At 39.4% G+C, this 16063-nt stretch carries 18 protein-coding genes; 2 read left to right on the forward strand and 16 right to left on the reverse strand.

From position 1 onward, the window contains the following. Window positions 1-52: 52 nt before the first annotated feature. From DW005_RS02725 to gpr, 7 genes are all read right to left on the reverse strand, one after another. Entirely contained in the window at window positions 53-1180 is a 1128-nt protein-coding gene (locus DW005_RS02725) for an alanine--glyoxylate aminotransferase family protein (RefSeq protein ID WP_117478058.1), read from the reverse strand. A 33-nt stretch (window positions 1181-1213) separates the two neighbouring features. Continuing rightward, window positions 1214-1771, reverse strand: a complete 558-nt coding sequence (locus tag DW005_RS02730; RefSeq protein ID WP_022376919.1) for an ECF transporter S component — start codon at window positions 1769-1771, stop codon at window positions 1214-1216. 93 nt (window positions 1772-1864) lie between these two features. Then, window positions 1865-2521, reverse strand: a complete 657-nt coding sequence (locus DW005_RS02735; protein WP_117478059.1) for a histidine phosphatase family protein — start codon at window positions 2519-2521, stop codon at window positions 1865-1867. Window positions 2522-2534: 13 nt separating this feature from the next. Beyond that, a complete protein-coding gene (locus tag DW005_RS02740) occupies window positions 2535-3266 on the reverse strand; it encodes a LytTR family transcriptional regulator DNA-binding domain-containing protein (RefSeq protein ID WP_117478060.1) in 732 nt (243 codons plus the stop codon). Then, window positions 3263-3592, reverse strand: coding sequence for a helix-turn-helix transcriptional regulator (locus DW005_RS02745; protein WP_022376916.1), 330 nt, complete (start codon window positions 3590-3592; stop codon window positions 3263-3265). Before DW005_RS02745 ends, DW005_RS02740 begins: the two co-directional genes overlap by 4 nt. A 142-nt stretch (window positions 3593-3734) precedes the next feature. Continuing rightward, window positions 3735-4880, reverse strand: a complete 1146-nt coding sequence (spoIIP, locus tag DW005_RS02750; protein WP_117478061.1) for a stage II sporulation protein P — start codon at window positions 4878-4880, stop codon at window positions 3735-3737. Window positions 4881-4883: 3 nt separating this feature from the next. Continuing rightward, complete coding sequence (gene gpr, locus DW005_RS02755) at window positions 4884-5846, reverse strand: GPR endopeptidase (protein ID WP_022376914.1); 963 nt, start codon at window positions 5844-5846, stop codon at window positions 4884-4886. 204 nt (window positions 5847-6050) lie between these two features. On the opposite strand from gpr, the gene rpsT reads away from it, so the two are divergent. Further along, the gene (gene rpsT / locus DW005_RS02760) at window positions 6051-6314 is read left to right on the forward strand and encodes a 30S ribosomal protein S20 (protein ID WP_022376913.1); all 264 of its coding nucleotides are present in this window, start codon (window positions 6051-6053) and stop codon (window positions 6312-6314) included. Between the two features lie 205 nt (window positions 6315-6519). Beyond that, a complete protein-coding gene (locus DW005_RS02765) occupies window positions 6520-7002 on the forward strand; it encodes a dCMP deaminase family protein (protein WP_117478062.1) in 483 nt (160 codons plus the stop codon). A gap of 22 nt (window positions 7003-7024) precedes the next feature. On the opposite strand, the gene DW005_RS02770 is transcribed toward DW005_RS02765, so the two are convergent. From DW005_RS02770 to DW005_RS02810, 9 genes are all read right to left on the reverse strand, one after another. Further along, a complete protein-coding gene (locus DW005_RS02770; protein WP_242989343.1) occupies window positions 7025-7726 on the reverse strand; it encodes a peptidoglycan recognition family protein in 702 nt (233 codons plus the stop codon). Further along, window positions 7716-9173 carry an IMP dehydrogenase gene (gene guaB, locus DW005_RS02775; protein WP_022376910.1) on the reverse strand — a complete coding sequence of 486 codons (1458 nt, stop codon included), beginning with the start codon at window positions 9171-9173 and terminating at the stop codon, window positions 7716-7718. Before guaB ends, DW005_RS02770 begins: the two co-directional genes overlap by 11 nt. A 103-nt stretch (window positions 9174-9276) precedes the next feature. Continuing rightward, the gene (locus DW005_RS02780) at window positions 9277-11319 is read right to left on the reverse strand and encodes a methyl-accepting chemotaxis protein (protein WP_117478064.1); all 2043 of its coding nucleotides are present in this window, start codon (window positions 11317-11319) and stop codon (window positions 9277-9279) included. Between the two features lie 206 nt (window positions 11320-11525). Next, entirely contained in the window at window positions 11526-12041 is a 516-nt protein-coding gene (locus DW005_RS02785; RefSeq protein ID WP_117478065.1) for a hypothetical protein, read from the reverse strand. 26 nt (window positions 12042-12067) lie between these two features. Continuing rightward, the gene (gene groL, locus DW005_RS02790) at window positions 12068-13693 is read right to left on the reverse strand and encodes a chaperonin GroEL (RefSeq protein ID WP_117478066.1); all 1626 of its coding nucleotides are present in this window, start codon (window positions 13691-13693) and stop codon (window positions 12068-12070) included. Window positions 13694-13722: 29 nt separating this feature from the next. Next, window positions 13723-14007 (reverse strand): co-chaperone GroES, encoded by a 285-nt coding sequence (groES, locus tag DW005_RS02795; RefSeq protein WP_022376906.1) that lies wholly within the window; start codon window positions 14005-14007, stop codon window positions 13723-13725. Window positions 14008-14557: 550 nt separating this feature from the next. Beyond that, on the reverse strand, window positions 14558-14914 hold the full coding sequence (locus DW005_RS02800) for a GNAT family N-acetyltransferase (RefSeq protein ID WP_117478067.1): 357 nt from the start codon (window positions 14912-14914) through the stop codon (window positions 14558-14560). Then, window positions 14911-15177: a hypothetical protein gene (locus tag DW005_RS02805; protein WP_117478068.1), complete on the reverse strand. Its 267-nt coding sequence runs from the start codon at window positions 15175-15177 to the stop codon at window positions 14911-14913. The genes DW005_RS02800 and DW005_RS02805 overlap by 4 nt, the downstream gene beginning before the upstream one ends. 121 nt (window positions 15178-15298) lie before the next feature. Then, window positions 15299-16045, reverse strand: coding sequence for a class I SAM-dependent methyltransferase (locus tag DW005_RS02810; RefSeq protein ID WP_117478069.1), 747 nt, complete (start codon window positions 16043-16045; stop codon window positions 15299-15301). Window positions 16046-16063 lie beyond the last annotated feature (18 nt).

Genomic DNA, 16063 nt, shown 5'->3' on the forward strand with positions numbered 1-16063 from the left:
TCCCCCATTTCACAATAGAATATCATGAAAAGAGGGATTTTGCAATCTTCGCTTATAAGCTGCGGTAAAAACTTTCTTTCATATCACACCGGCAGGAAAAACCTAAATCATTTAATGCCTTCGTAAACGCAGATAACATATCTGCCACCTTCTCAACTCTTGCATTATTTCCCATATGCCCAAGACGGATTACTTTACCGGCAAGAACATCAAAGCAGCCGGATATCAGAATACCGTATTTATCTTTCATAGTGTTGATAATATCTATATCACGCAGTCCCTGTGGCACATTAATAACAGTCACAGTAGCGGAATCTCCGTAATCCAGATAAAGAGATAAACCTGCTTCTTTCACTGCTTTTCTTACTGCCCCAGCAATCTTATGATGGCGGGCTACACGCTCGGTATCTTCCTTCACCAGTCTTACCGCCTCACAGAGACCATAAATATCACTGATTGGCATCGTGTATGGAAACCACTTATCTTTGTAATAGTTCTTAAATGCAAGAATATTACAGTAGAAAGAAGCCACTTTGGTTTTCCGGCTTTCCATCGCTTTCATGGCATCCTCACTCACTGTAACAAACGCAAGTCCGGGAGGCGCCGACAAAGCTTTCTGTGAACCGCCGCAAATCACATCAATCTGCCATTCATTGACTTTCACATCTTCACCAAACATAGAGGCAACCGCATCGACTACCGTAAGAATCCCATACTGCTTTAACAGCGGGCAAATCTTACTGATATCATTGAGCACACCACTTGGTGTATCACAGTGAACAACTGTTGCGTACTTAAAATCGTGATTTTCTTTTAAGTATTCTGCTAAATCTTCTATTACAATCGGATAGTGATAATCAACGGTATATAAGGTTGGCTCTCCGCCGTAAAGACTTACAAAATCAGCAAAGCCTCTTCCAAAAATACCATTATCAATAACCAACACCTTATCCCCCGGCTCTGTCAAGGTTGCACAGGCAGCCTCCAAGGCAAGAATCCCCTCGCCGCCCAATACATAAGTCTCGTTGTCAGTGCCAAGAAGATTTGACAAATCTTTGCATACCTGATGGTATTCTTCACAAAATGTCTCATCTACATCCGGGTTTGCAAACGCCCTGCTTCTTGCTTCCATTACAGAAGCTGCCGGCATCGTAGGTCCCGGTGTCATCATCTGATACATTCTTATCATCCTTTCTGTCCGTTCTTTTCGCCATTAAGCTTCCATAGAACGTTTTACCTTTGCCATACCGACACGTGATACCAAAATAATCGGAATAGCAATAATTGCTCCTGTTACAATCTGCATAATGTTGCCCGGAATCGAAGCCAGCGGCACAACAAAACTTGATGTAAGCAATACCTCAAACAAATAATAACCAACTAATTTAATTGCAAGAACAACAACCGTTGCCACAATCAGATTAACAATCGTTGGTTTTTTCTTTACAATTAAACCAAATACAAAGCCCATCAGACCAACTACAATCAAAGTTGCCGGAGCATATACAATCCATGGAGAAAGTACATCCGATAATGCCATACCAACGCCGCCGCAAATCGCACCAACACGCTTGCCGAAAAATGCTGCTGCAAAAAACATCGGAACATTACCTAAGTGAACCAGACCACCTTTTGCCGGTATAATCTGCACCTGAATGTATCTTGTCAGTAAAAAAGTCAAGGCAGCAAATACGCCGCACATCGTAATTTCGGATACTGTAATCTTTCCTGTACCCATCTGTACTGTTTGTTGTTTTGTTTTTGAATCCATTGTTTTGTCCTCCTGTATAAATTTCTCTCTTATTATACAAAAGGCTGGCTATATGAAAACTGCCAGTTTCTTATTTTTTTACCATGCCAGTTTTCATCCATTTCTCTCCAAAGATGTTTTCCAGTTTTTTCGAAGTAACTCCGGATGAGACTCCAAATGAGCAAAATCATTAAAACGCTCCAGAATAAAAAAGTCTCTATCCTCATCGTAAATCAAATGGGTAAAACTTGTATTTTCGAGGTCGATTCCAAATTTTAATTTGTTCTCCTGACCGGTATGAAGAATATCGGCACACACCGAGCGTATTACGCCGCCATGCGTTACAATAGCAACTCTGTTTTCCTCTCTTTGACAAATTTGTTTGATTTTTGGCATGACTCGCCTAGCAACATCACATCCGCACTCACCGCCTTCCGGATAGGGAAGGTCTTCTTTATGAGCCGCACGTTCCTTACGAAACTCAGCATATTCCGTACGAATCTGTTCATCCGTTTTCCCGGTAAATCCACCAAAATGGATTTCTTCGATGTCTGCCACTTCTTCAACCGGCAGATTCACACAGTGTCCAATAATTTCTGCCGTTTCTTTTGCGCGAATCAACTGTGAACAGTATAACTTTTCCAACTGATAAGAAATCAGACGCTTTCCGGCAAGTTTTGCCTGTTTACGCCCACTTTCATCCAGAGAAACATCGACATTACACAATTTAGAGCACTGTCTTCCATGCCGAATCAAAAAGATATCTTTCATCTTTCGCACCTCCTTAACTCTCTGAAAAAACACTATCAGTATACGAAATCCGTGTTCTTTCGTCAAATTGTTTGCGAAGACCTTTCATATATTTTCTTCCTAGTGCGACATTTCCATATTGCTTTACCAGACAAATCCGCCGATTTACATAATCAATTTTTTCTACATACAAACAGTTTACTGCAATCGAGCGATGGCACTGCACTAAGTCACCGCCACACTGCTCCATACAGACACCAAGTTTGCGGTACGGAAACGAAAAGACATCATACCGGGTATGAACATACAGCGTTTTATTGCAGATTTCCAGATACAAAATATCCTTTGCCTCAAACATGTGTATACCAAGCCGTGTGTTTATCACCAGCGCCTTTGCAGAACCCTTGTTATCAAAACGTCCGTCAATCCAGTGAAGTAGTTTTTCCAATCGTTCTTTCTCAATTGGTTTTATCACATAATCAAAACAATGAAATACATGAAATGCCAGACTTTCATACGTATCATCTTTTGCCAGTAAAATCACCGGGAGCAGATAAAAACGCTGTAAGCCTCTCAGACAAGAAACAAAGGCTAGTCCTTCCTGTTCCCTCTCCTCTATATCTACTACTACAACATGAATGGTGTTTGTCTCTAACATATGGATTGCTTCCTGCTGACTTTCGACACATAAGAATTGAAGATTCCATTTGGCTGCTTCCCAGTCTTTAATCGGATTTGACTTTGAGAAAACAAGAACTTTTGTCACCGATACTCCTCTCCTTCATCACTTAGCTGCTGCTTGCAGTATTCGAGCAGTTCACACACCCTGCGGTTTCGTATCGCAAGATGTGAATCCACTGATTCCCGTCTTGCCTTCTGCCTGCCAGCTAACAGATACAGCGGATCTACATCGAGCTTCTCATATAGAATAACAAGTTTTTCAACATCCAGCCCATACACTCCTCTCTCAATCTTTCGATAATGTCCTACACTCACGCGGAGCAGTTTTGCCATATCATAAAAATCCATATGGGCACTTTCTCTCACATCCTGTAAACGTCTTCCAATAATTTCATTTTGTTCTTGAACCATAATTTTTCTCCTCCTTAGTCTCTATTCTACCAAAAAGAAGCGCTCGTTGGACGACTTTTTTTGACGCAAAACGACAAAGCACCAAATTACAAGGTTTTTTTCTGTTTTTTTTCATAAAAAATTTCAAAAATGTATACCGCAATCACTGAGAAAGCACTTTATCCAACACATCTGCCAAAGGTGCTGCTGCGTTTTTTGCTTCCTCTACCGTATTATTTTCATTTCCCAGCTCAATCAATAACGAACGTGGTTCCAAATGCAGATTGTAGCGGTATCCTTTTAAATAAATTGGTTTGGTAAATCCTTCATAGTATTCCATAGCCGTGCATTTCATCTGAAGACTAAACGCAAGATTTCCCTGTAGATTCGGATTGTATAAATAAGGAATGGCACCCGATTTTGTTCTGCTCATACCATTAAAAAACATGACAATCGCCGTTTTTTTCCCTTGAATAGTAGTATACGTATGTTTTCCTTTACCGACCGAATCGCGGTGCAAATCAATCAGCACTTTAATACCCGGATTTTTTTTTCGTATATTTTGAACCCCTTCCAGTGATTTATTGTATGCAAGACTCCTGTCAATGCCCCCGTTAATAGAATCATATCTCGTCGTATCATGGTAAACGGAATATCCCCTTTTTTCCAGTTCTTTTGTAAGTTCTGTACCAACGCCGACAACGGAATCGTTAATATCGTTTTTTTTGCTGTCTGAAAACTCTTCCGAAGCACCATGCGTATGATAAATCAAAATTTGTTTTTTCCCTTTTTCCTTTTTTAATTTCAAATTTTTATGTAACATCGCAGCCACATCAAACTGCTTTTTTGTCACAGAAGTCGTTGAATCTATAATATAAAAATTTTTCCACAAATAATCCACACTGAGTGACTCCCGCAATTGTTCCACCGCACTGTTTTTGCGGCGGACAACCTGGCTTGACACTTCCACTGCCGGCTGTTCTTCTTCCACGTCACCAATAAGCGGCTCACTTGGTTTTGGTATCTGTCCTTCCTGCAGTTCACGGTTTTCAACTACTGCCAGTTTTTCCTTTCCCGCATCACTTTCTGCCAGCGCCTGATTTGGCTCAAAATAAGACTGTCCCCCTAAGAGTTCCGCTAACACATATCGTCCTTCTTGTCCATTCCAAAGGCAAAAACAACTCTCCTTTGCAAGAAATCTTCCCGCTTCCTCTGCTATTTCCATTTTCCCTGCATCTTTTATAACAAAAAGCGCTCCTGCTAAAGAGGTGACAAACACCCCAATTGCGACCCGCATGCCAAACTTCATTTTTCATTCTCTCTTCATATCTTCTTTTTCATAAAAGGATATGCTGCTGTTTCCATAATTATCCCGTTTTTGAAAACAATGATTTAATACTTTTGCAAGATCTTTACTAATTTGATTTACCGATTCGTCAATATTTTTCGGCGTTACCATCACATCGGTTGTTTCCTCGGTCAGAATTTCATAAATAAACCGCTCAATTTCCTCCTCCGAATACCCCTGTTTCTCTAATACATGCTCCAAATGGTCGGAAATAATGGTTGCCGCATCTACAACCGTAGGAACACCAATTGCAACAACCGGAATTCCAAGCGTCTTTTTGGTTAGTTCCTTCCTGCGGTTTCCAACGCCAGCACCAGGCTCAATTCCCGTATCTGTAATCTGTACCGTTGTACAAAGCCTTTGCACACTTCTGGATGCTAATGCGTCCACAACAATTACCAAATCCGGTTTTGTCTTCCGTATAATCCCCTGTAATACCTCTTCAGTCTCAATTCCGGTCTGCGCCATGACACCGGGTGCTATCGCACTCACACAGCCATATCCATTTTCCTGCATAAAAGATGCACCAAATTCTTCTTTAAAATGTCTCGTCACAAAAAGGGCGTCTGTCATTTTCGGTCCTAACGAATCCGAGGTGACTTCCCGGTTTCCCAATCCAACAACCAAAACGCTCTTTTTACGAAGTCCCTTTATCATACTTTCCAACTGTTCACAGACACAGAGCAAAAATGGCTCTCTCTCGTCAATATCTCCATGAAGCATAAGTGGTGATTCGATTGTAATATAAGTTCCTTTTGGTTTTTTCATTGCTTTGCTGCCTGCTTCATCCCGAATAATTACCGTCGTAATTTTCACCTTGCCTTGCAGACATTTTTTCTTTTCCAGAACAACCCCCTGTATTTCCACATGATTTCTGGGAAAACTCTCTCTTGCCTCTAATGCTAAGTCCGTCCGTTTTTCGGTCATTTTTGCCGCCTCCTGCACTGTTTTGCATCCAATCACAAATTTATTGTGTCCTATTTTTTATTTTTTATGTTAATTTGCAACTATTTACTTGACAATATGTGGTATATATAATAAGATAATTAGGTGTGTTTGTGCTGTTGTCCGTGTCCGACAAGCCAAACCAAACAAAGAATGAATTTAATTATTACGATGGAGGTGCTGGAATTGGCAAACATTAAATCTGCAAAAAAAAGAATTTTAGTAGCTGAAAAAAGAGCTGAGAAAAACAAATCTGTTCGTTCTCGTGTAAAAACAGCTGTGAAGAAAGTTGATGCTGCTATCGCTGCAAACGATAAGGCTGCTGCTGAAGCTGCATTGAAAGCTGCTGTATCAGAACTTGATAAAGCTACTAAAAAAGGTATTTATCACAAGAATACTACTGCAAGAAAAGTTTCTCGTTTAACAATCGCTGTAAACAAACTTGCGTAATGTAGAGGGCAGTCGTACTGCAACTACAATTCTACCCGTCGAATGAATAGAAAGGAGCTGGTAAACGGCTCCTTCTTTTTTACAAAAGGCAAATAACTATTCAGGAGCACTGTAAAAGGCGAAATAGAACACGAAGTGTTCAAAATGGCGAATATTTAAGAGCGGGGCATCCTGAATAACTGCATCTACACACAAGGAGGCATTTATGAAACGAACGAATTATCTTTCATGGGACCAGTATTTTATGGGAATTGCAAAGCTTTCCGCCATGCGCAGTAAAGACCCACACACAAGCGTCGGTGCCTGCATTGTAGGAAAGGATAACAAAATTTTATCAGTTGGCTATAATGGTATGCCACAAGGATGCTCCGATGATATTTATCCATGGGACAGCGACAGCGATGACCCGCTGCAGACTAAATATTTATATGTCTGCCACGCGGAATTAAACGCACTGCTCAATTATACTGGCACAAATTTAAAAGGGGCAAAAATATACACTACGCTGTTTCCCTGCAATGAATGTACGAAAGCGTTAATTCAGTCCGGTATCTGCGAGGTCATCTACGCCGAAGATAAATATGCCAACACCGCTTCTGTCCTTGCATCAAAAAAAATGATGAAATCCGCAGGAATCAAATACCATGCCTATTCACCACAGGAAACAGAAATTCACATGACTTTATAAATAAAAAACTGCCACCCATCCTTTAAGACTTGGAAATGGTTTGGCAGTTTTTTTCTATTTTATCTTTCAATTGATTCCATTCATCTTCGTGTTTCACAAAATACAACGGACAAAGTTTCCCCGTCACGTCATAATGACGAATCACTTGTTCTTTTGTCAAATCATATTTCAAACACAAATACGAAACCAGTTCAATAAGCGCCTGATAGGTTGTATTGTTAAACTTTCCATCTTTTCCCGGATGACAGCACTCAATGGATATGGTATCGTAATTTCTCCCATTGGAGGCGTAGGCAATTTCATTTAACGGAATACATTGAACAATCTGTCCCTCTAAGCCAATCACAAAATGGCTGCTGGCATAAGTCGCCTTTTGTTTTCCGGCATTAATTTTTGGCAGATTATTAAAATAATTTCGGTTGTCTTCTGCATCCGTTCCCGGATTTGCCGTATAGTGAACGACAACACCTTTCACCTTTCTAAGCGCAATTCCCGGTCTCGAATATTTATTTTTCTGAATCAGTTTTGTCTGTATCGATAATTTCGGAAGTATTTTTTGTGCCTGCACGGTGTTGTCTCGGTTATTTCTCACTATAAAGGAAACAATCACACAGCATAAAAGGATGAAAAACGCTGCGACACTGATAATCAGTGCGCAGCGCCCTCTCTTCGACGTCCGTCTTTTTCTCGTCCGCGAAGAGTATCTTCTTTTTTTATTCGACACTATAGTTTGGTGCCTCTTTCGTAATGTGGATATCATGTGGATGGCTCTCCTTCAAAGAAGCAGCGGAAATTTTCACAAAGTGTCCGTTCTCCTTCAAATCTTCAATCGTCTTTGCTCCACAATATCCCATACCGGAACGAATTCCTCCAATCAACTGGAATACCGTATCCTCTACTGAACCTTTGTATGCAACACGTCCCTCTACTCCTTCCGGAACTAATTTCTTAGCATCCTGCTGGAAATAGCGGTCTTTACTTCCGTTTTCCATCGCTGCAATGGAACCCATGCCACGATATACTTTATACTTTCTTCCCTGGAACAATTCAAAACTTCCCGGGCTCTCGTCACAACCGGCAAAAATACTTCCCATCATACAAACATTTGCACCGGCCGCAATTGCTTTTGTCATATCTCCGGAATACTTAATACCACCATCGGCAATTACCGGAATACCATACTCTTTTGCTACGTTGTAAGAATCCATAATTGCAGTAATCTGTGGTACACCAATACCGGCAACCACACGGGTTGTACAGATAGAACCAGGTCCGATACCAACTTTTACTGCATCAACACCGGCTTCAATCAAAGCACGGGTAGCTTCTCCGGTTGCCACATTACCTGCGATAATGCCCAAATCCGGATATGCGTCACGAACCATTTTTACAACTTTTAATACATTTGCGGAATGACCATGTGCCGTATCAATAACAATGACATCTACCTGTGCATCTACCAGCGCTTTCACACGATCCATGATATTAGCCGTTACACCAACACCGGCACCACACAAAAGTCTGCCCTGCTTGTCCTTTGCTGAATTTGGATACTTAATCTGTTTTTCAATATCCTTAATTGTGATAAGTCCGGTCAGGTTTCCGTCTTTGTCTACGATTGGCAGTTTTTCCTTACGGGCTTTTGCCAGAATCTGTTTTGCTTCCTCTAATGTAATACCTTCCGGTGCTGTCACGAGCCCTTCTGATGTCATACACTCACTGATTTTTTTCGTAAAATCGGTTTCAAATTTCAAATCACGGTTTGTAATAATACCAACCAGTTTTTTATTTGGTCCCTCTGTAATCGGAACACCTGAAATACGGAATTTTGCCATCAAATCATCTGCGTCTGCCAATGTATGATTCGGAGAAAGATAAAATGGATCCGTAATAACACCATTCTCCGAACGTTTTACCTTATCAACCTCTTCTGCCTGCGCCTCTATAGACATATTCTTATGAATAATTCCGATACCACCCTGACGTGCCATCGCAATTGCCATGCGGTGTTCTGTTACCGTATCCATCCCTGCACTCATCATAGGGATATTTAATTCAATGTCCTTTGTCAAATGAGTTTTCAAACAAACTTCATTCGGTATTACTTCAGAATATGCGGGTACCAATAATACGTCGTCAAATGTAATGCCTTCACCAATAATAGTTCCCATCTTTTCTCTTCCTCTCTTTTTTGTATTCTATTTGTATTTTTATTATTTTATCGAATATTGACAGGGTTGTCAACTATTTTGGTCAATCCTTAATAGCGATTTTTTATTTTGTAAATTTTTTCACAATATCACGAATTTCCTCTGCATTTTTTTGATTTTCGTGTGTTACGGAAGAAATCGCCTCCGCACTTGTCTTAGTTGTCTCAATCTTATCGATAATGCGTTCCATTCCCTGAGAATTTTCCTCTGTGGCTCCTTCCACACGTTCCATCTGATCACAAATTGCAACAACGCCATCCGAAACAGAATCTGTCACATTCTGAATTCCACGAATCAATTTCTCAATCGAGCCAATCGATGTGCTGTATTCATTCGACATATCAATAAAGTCTGTAAACTGTTTTGTAACATCCGTCTTCCAATAATCCAAAATAGAAACAAAACACTGCCTTACATAATCAATGTTTTTGTTCGCATCTTTACAAATCGTCTGAATTTCCGTCGCAGTCTCGGATGAACTCAACGCAAGATTTCCAATCTCGCTGGCAACAACGGCAAATCCCTTTCCTGCCTCTCCGGCTCTCGCTGCCTCAATCGAAGCATTCAAAGAAAGCAAATTCGTCTGGCTTGTTATCTCTAGAATTCGATCAACCATCTCATTGATGCGTGACAATGACTGCAATTCTTTCATTGCCTTCTCAATATTATTTTCATTCCATACCATCTTTTCGCGATTGGCATCTAATGACTGATTAGCCGTATCTTTCATCTTCTGAACTTCCTGAATCAGTTCTTCGCTGCGCTCGCTTCCATCACTGACTTTTCTGCCAACATCTGATACAAGTTCGGAAATACGTCCAATTTCCTTACCAACCTGTTCTACAGCCTCTTCCGTAAGTGTAACACCAGCCACTACCTGTTCTACCGTTGCTGCATTATCACCTACACAATCATATAATTCTTCTGAGGAAGAAGTGATTTTCTCTGCCGATTTAAGAAGCGATACCGAGCAGGAATTAAGTGTATCAATAATGGCATCAAATGTACGATACAAAGAATCAATCGCCGTAGCAATGTGGCCAATTTCACTTTTTCCGTTGACATATTTCTCAATTCTTTCATCTTTATTCAACTTCAGATCTTTCAAATTCAAAATGGCATTTTCTGCTACTTTCAAAGGATTCAGACAGAATCGAATCACAACATAAGTAAGCAGCATAATGAGTAAGAAAGAGCCAAGGCAGATAAATCCAAGCGTATTACGATTGGTATTTGCCATTGCAAATATTTCGTCTTCTGTATCCGTCATTACAACGGCCCAGCCGCGGTCATTTAACACGCGGTAAACACCTACACAATCTTTTCCATCAGCATCTTTGTAATCGATTTCATGAACCTGGTTACCGGCTCCTTTTTTGGCACTTTCCGAAATATTAAGGAGCATCGGATCCTTGATTTCTTTCGCAATCTTTTTCGAATCCTTGCTGAAAATATATGTATTTGTCTTTGTATTAATCATGGTAAAGGACGCATTATCAAGTCCTTCTACTTTTAACGCATCCAAACTCTTCTGAAGTTGTTCTCCAAAAGGACCACCGCCGACATATCCAATCATTTCATCCCCTTTATAAACCGGGCAATACATAGAAAGCGTTAACTTTTTCGAAGCAGGAGAAACAATAATTCCTGCATTATACAAGCGATCCGATTCCTTCATCGCGTCCTGCAATTGTTTTAGTGCTTCTCCTTTTCTAGTCGTCATTCCAACAATTTTCGGATTATTGTGAACAATTACATGCGTATTTGGCTCTCCGGCATAAATACCTTCCCATCCGGACAATTCTTTATAATAATCTTCTGTATACTTTTGAGCTTTTTTTTGAATTTCCGAATCGGTAGGATTTTCTAAAAGCTTCACAATCTCGATTCCCTTACTGTAAGAAACCAGCTGGTCTTCCGCATTATTTACATAGTCTTCAATGACCTTCTGCCTAGATTCAAGCGAAGTTTTCATGTTATCCATGCTATTTTTCTTCATTACAGATGTCATACTTCCATTTGCAAACAAAAACAATCCCAGTATGCAAACAGCAGCAACAATGGAAATAGTAATTGTAATTGTGGTGCTTAACTTTTTGTTTTTCATCTTTAGTCGTCCTTTCTTTTCCGATTTTTTTATTCTATCACATTCCTTTTTGTTTGTATTGATTTATCACGCACCACTTTTGATTTATTACGTACTATTTTTGATTTATTACGTATTTGATTTATTACGTATAATAAAAGAAAACAGTACCTTATGTTGACATAATCAAGATAAGGTACTGTTTTCTTTTATTTGGCACATTATTATTAGGACAGCGACACAATTTCCGGACATTTCTTCTGCATCAACTCAACCATACGGCTCGTTGGCTCAAAGAGAATCATTACTTTCTCGTCCTTTTCCGGAAGTCTTGTTACAATTCCGTAAACATTCGCCTTTTCATTCATTGATGAATAATCGCGCACTTCCAAGTGCCTGTATCCATCCAGTTTTGTGGACTGAATTGGGGCAATCGCATCCGCATCCTCAATTTCAATTCGAAGAATATTCTTTCGACGCTCTCCGCCTTGTATCATATCAAAGTCAAGCTGTCCATCACAGAATACATATTCCCATTCCACACGGAATCTCGGCCAATACCAAATCAAGCCAAAGATTGCTGCTACTCCGATTAATACTAACAGATTAATTTTTGTCGATATCGAAATCAGTATTGATGCTAAAAAAACAAGAATTACCAAAATAATCAATATAATTTTTAAAGCAATGACTGACCCCGTCGTTTTCTTTTTTGCGTTCGCTTCTGCGTATGATTGTTCCATCCAATCCTCCTAGTTCTTTCGTCTATTTACATCATGCCCATGCCGCCGGCACCGCCTGCTGGCATTGCCGGTGCATCTTCTTTAATATTAGCAACAACAGACTCGGTTGTCAACAAGGTAGACGCTACACTCGTTGCATTCTGCAATGCACTTCTTGTTACCTTAGCCGGGTCAAGAATACCATTGTCTACCATATTTACATATTCTTCTGTCAATGCGTTAAATCCAAATCCAGGCTTCTCAGAACGGACTTTATCAATGATAACAGAACCTTCCAGACCTGCATTTTCTGCAATACGGCGAAGTGGTGCTTCCAGTGCTTTCAAAATAATGTTGGCACCGGTCTTTTCGTCTCCCTCAAGAGAGGCAGCCATCTTAGCAACTTCTTTGCTTGCATGAATGTAAGCAGAACCGCCACCTGCGATAATTCCTTCTTCTACCGCTGCTCTTGTTGCTGCTAAAGCATCTTCCATACGAAGTTTTGCTTCCTGCATTTCTGTCTCAGTTGCTGCACCAACACGTACAACAGCAACGCCGCCAGCTAATTTAGCAAGTCTTTCCTGAAGTTTTTCACGGTCAAAATCAGATGTTGTCTCTTCAATCTGATTCTTAATCTGTGCAATTCTTGCCTCGATTTCTGCTTTATCACCTTCACCATCAACAATGATTGTATTTTCTTTCTGAACTTTTACAGATTTTGCACGTCCAAGCTGATCCATCGTTGTCTCTTTCAAATCCAAGCCAAGTTCTTCGGAAATTACCTGACCACCGGTAAGGATTGCAATATCTTTGAGCATTTCTTTTCTTCTGTCACCATAACCAGGAGCTTTTACAGCAACTACATTAAAGGTTCCGCGAAGTTTATTGATTACCAATGTGCTGAGAGCTTCTCCCTCTACATCCTCAGCAATAATCAAAAGTCTTGCACTTGCCTGAACAACCTGCTCAAGCAGTGGAAGGATTTCCTGAATATTAGAAATCTTTTTATCGGTAATCAAGATATACGGATTATCCAGTTCTGCTTCCATCTTATCCATATTAGTAGCCATATAAGCAGACAAATAACCACGGTCAAACTGCATACCTTCTACCATATCCAGTTCTGTCTTCATTGTCTTGGATTCTTCAATTGTAATAACACCGTCACCGGTTACTTTTTCCATTGCATCGGCAACCATTTCACCAACCTGCTCATCACCGGCAGAAATTGCTGCAACTTTTGCAATCTGCTCTTTACCGGAAAGTTTAGAACTCATGCTGCGAATGGAATCAACAGCTGTCTCTGTTGCCTTTTTCATTCCCTTGCGGAGAATAATCGGATTTGCTCCGGCTGCTAAGTTCTTCATTCCTTCATTAATCATAGCCTGCGCCAAAACGGTAGCTGTTGTTGTACCATCACCGGCAACATCATTTGTTTTCGTTGCTACTTCTTTTACTAACTGGGCCCCCATATTTTCAAAGGCATCTTCTAATTCAACTTCTTTTGCGATTGTTACACCGTCATTGGTAATCAATGGAGCACCAAAAGATTTATCCAAAACAACATTTCTTCCTTTTGGTCCAAGTGTTACACGAACGGTATCTGCCAGTTTATTTACACCTGCTTCTAATGCAGATCTTGCTTCTACGCCAAATTTAATTTCCTTAGCCATAATTAAATTCCTCCTATCAAATCAATCCTTTACTCTACAATTGCCAAAATATCACTCTGACGAACAATTACATACTCCTCGCCGTCCAATTTTACATCTGTTCCGGCATATTTGGAGTAAATCACTTTATCGCCAACTTTTACTTCCATTTTTACTTCTTTTCCATCTACAACACCACCCGGTCCAACAGCAATAATCTCTGCCTGCTGTGGTTTTTCCTGTGCCTGCCCCGGCAGTACAATACCGGATTTGGTGGTCTCTTCTGCGTCTAACTGTTTCAATACAACTCTGTCACCTAAAGGTACTAATTTCATGTTTGATTCCTCCATTTCTTATATCTTGTTAGCACTCCAATCTGACGAGTGCTAACCCATTGGCTCTATAATATGCAATAATCAAAAGAAATGCAATGCCTTATGCATTTCCATATTTCCGCATTTTGCCACTATATCTAACTTATGCTCTTTTTTTCTCGTTTATTCTTATTTTTTCATTTTTCGTGGTAATCTTTTTGAATCTACATTGAATTTTAGGAATTTAGAAAACAAAATAGTTGTTAGGTTGACTTAATTCTAAAAAAATCTTTCTACGGTCACCCAATTTTCTCTCTTGCGTTGACTTGTTTATACTTTTTTCTATATAAAGTCAACTTCTACGAGGTCTAAGTTGACCTAAATTTGCATAATTACAAATACAGTCATTTATTTTTTCGATTTTTATGACCTATTTAGCAAAATATGATTTTCCAGTCACCTTTTGTCTGAAAAATGGTTGACCGGATTTACAATTTTAAAAAATCTAGTCAACCAGTCACAAACTAAATTAACATTACAAGAATCCCAACAACAGGTGCAAACACCTGATTTATTCTATCCATTGCACAAAGGCTGTTTTATCGGAACAATTATATCCCGCACTTTTATAAAACTCCATAGTTGATTCCTTTTTGGAACCTGTGAGTAACATCATTTTATAGCAGTTTTCCTTTTTAGCTATTTCTTTAGCATATGCTAAACATTCCGATGCATATCCCTTTCCACGATAATCTTTATGTGTAACAACATTTTCTATAATAGCATACGGTCTTACATTTCTTGTCAAGTTAGGTATGATTACACAAACACAAGAAGATACTATTTTGTTATCCACAACTTTTATAACAATATGATGATTTCTATCCTGAACAATAGTTGACCATGTTCTATTTAATTGCTCTGTCATTTCCGGAACAATACTTTCATGTAAATGTAAATATAATTCATTTTCTCTTCCGAAAAACAATTATTTTCTCGAAGTATCCTTTCCAGTAGTTCTTCTAAAGTGATTTTTCCTGTCGTTCTATTTTTTTCTTCTGCACGCCATGTTTCTTGGAATCTTCCTTCTGCAATACCCGCATCTGACGCCATCTGAGTTCCAAAATACAATGGACTATCAAAAAGAGTTATAAGTGTTTCATACATATCAAATATTACTGCTTTTATCACTTGCATCACCTCCGTGTACATATTTGGGCAGGTTTTCGTATAATTTTCCTAATCCTTTCTCATATGCTGCAAGTTCAACATCAATATCCATTACGCCTATCCTCCATAAACAATTTCCGATTCATATATGCGCAATCACCCTTAGTCTGCGGTAATCAGCAATCCACTGACTTCCATTCCAAAGAGACTTTCTCGTTAAATCCTCAACATTTTTAATAACTTCTGTCTGCATCTTTTCCGTCATTAATTCCAAGTCAGAGGCAAAAAACTGTTTCATCCAGTTCGCTAAACCTTTTTCATTATCTTTTAATGGCGTTGGTCTGTCATAATCATATATTTTATCAATAACAAATCCGTTCTTTCTTAATAAGGCAGCAAAATGCTCACTTGTCGGAAAATTAAACTTAGGACTGTATTCATATCTCAAATCCTTGCTCACTCTCATAAATGCATTCTCGATTGTTGCAATATTTCCACTAGCACCAAATTCGCATATCAATAATCCGCCTGGTTTCAATACTTTATGTATATTATTCAACAACGCATTATGGTCTGTTATCCAATGAAAAACAGCATTTGAAAAAACAACATCAAACTGTTCTACAAATGGTAATGCCAGTGCATCACTAACTATAAATTTTATGTCAGGATACTGCTGTTGCGCCCGTTTTATCATGCTTTCCGAACTGTCAACACCAATCACCACTTCTGCCAGCTTCTTTAATTGTACTGTAAGAATTCCGGTTCCGCAGCCCAAATCAAGAATACTTTGATTATTATTCTCAGACACAAACTCTAAAAGTCCCTTTCCATATTCCGCGACAAAATCATGTTTATTATCATATAAAGCTGCATTCCATTCACTCATAAATTTTCATAAACCTCC

Source organism: Clostridium sp. AF36-4, from assembly GCF_003435975.1.
In the GTDB taxonomy this organism is placed as follows: Bacteria; Bacillota; Clostridia; order Lachnospirales; family Lachnospiraceae; genus Eubacterium_F.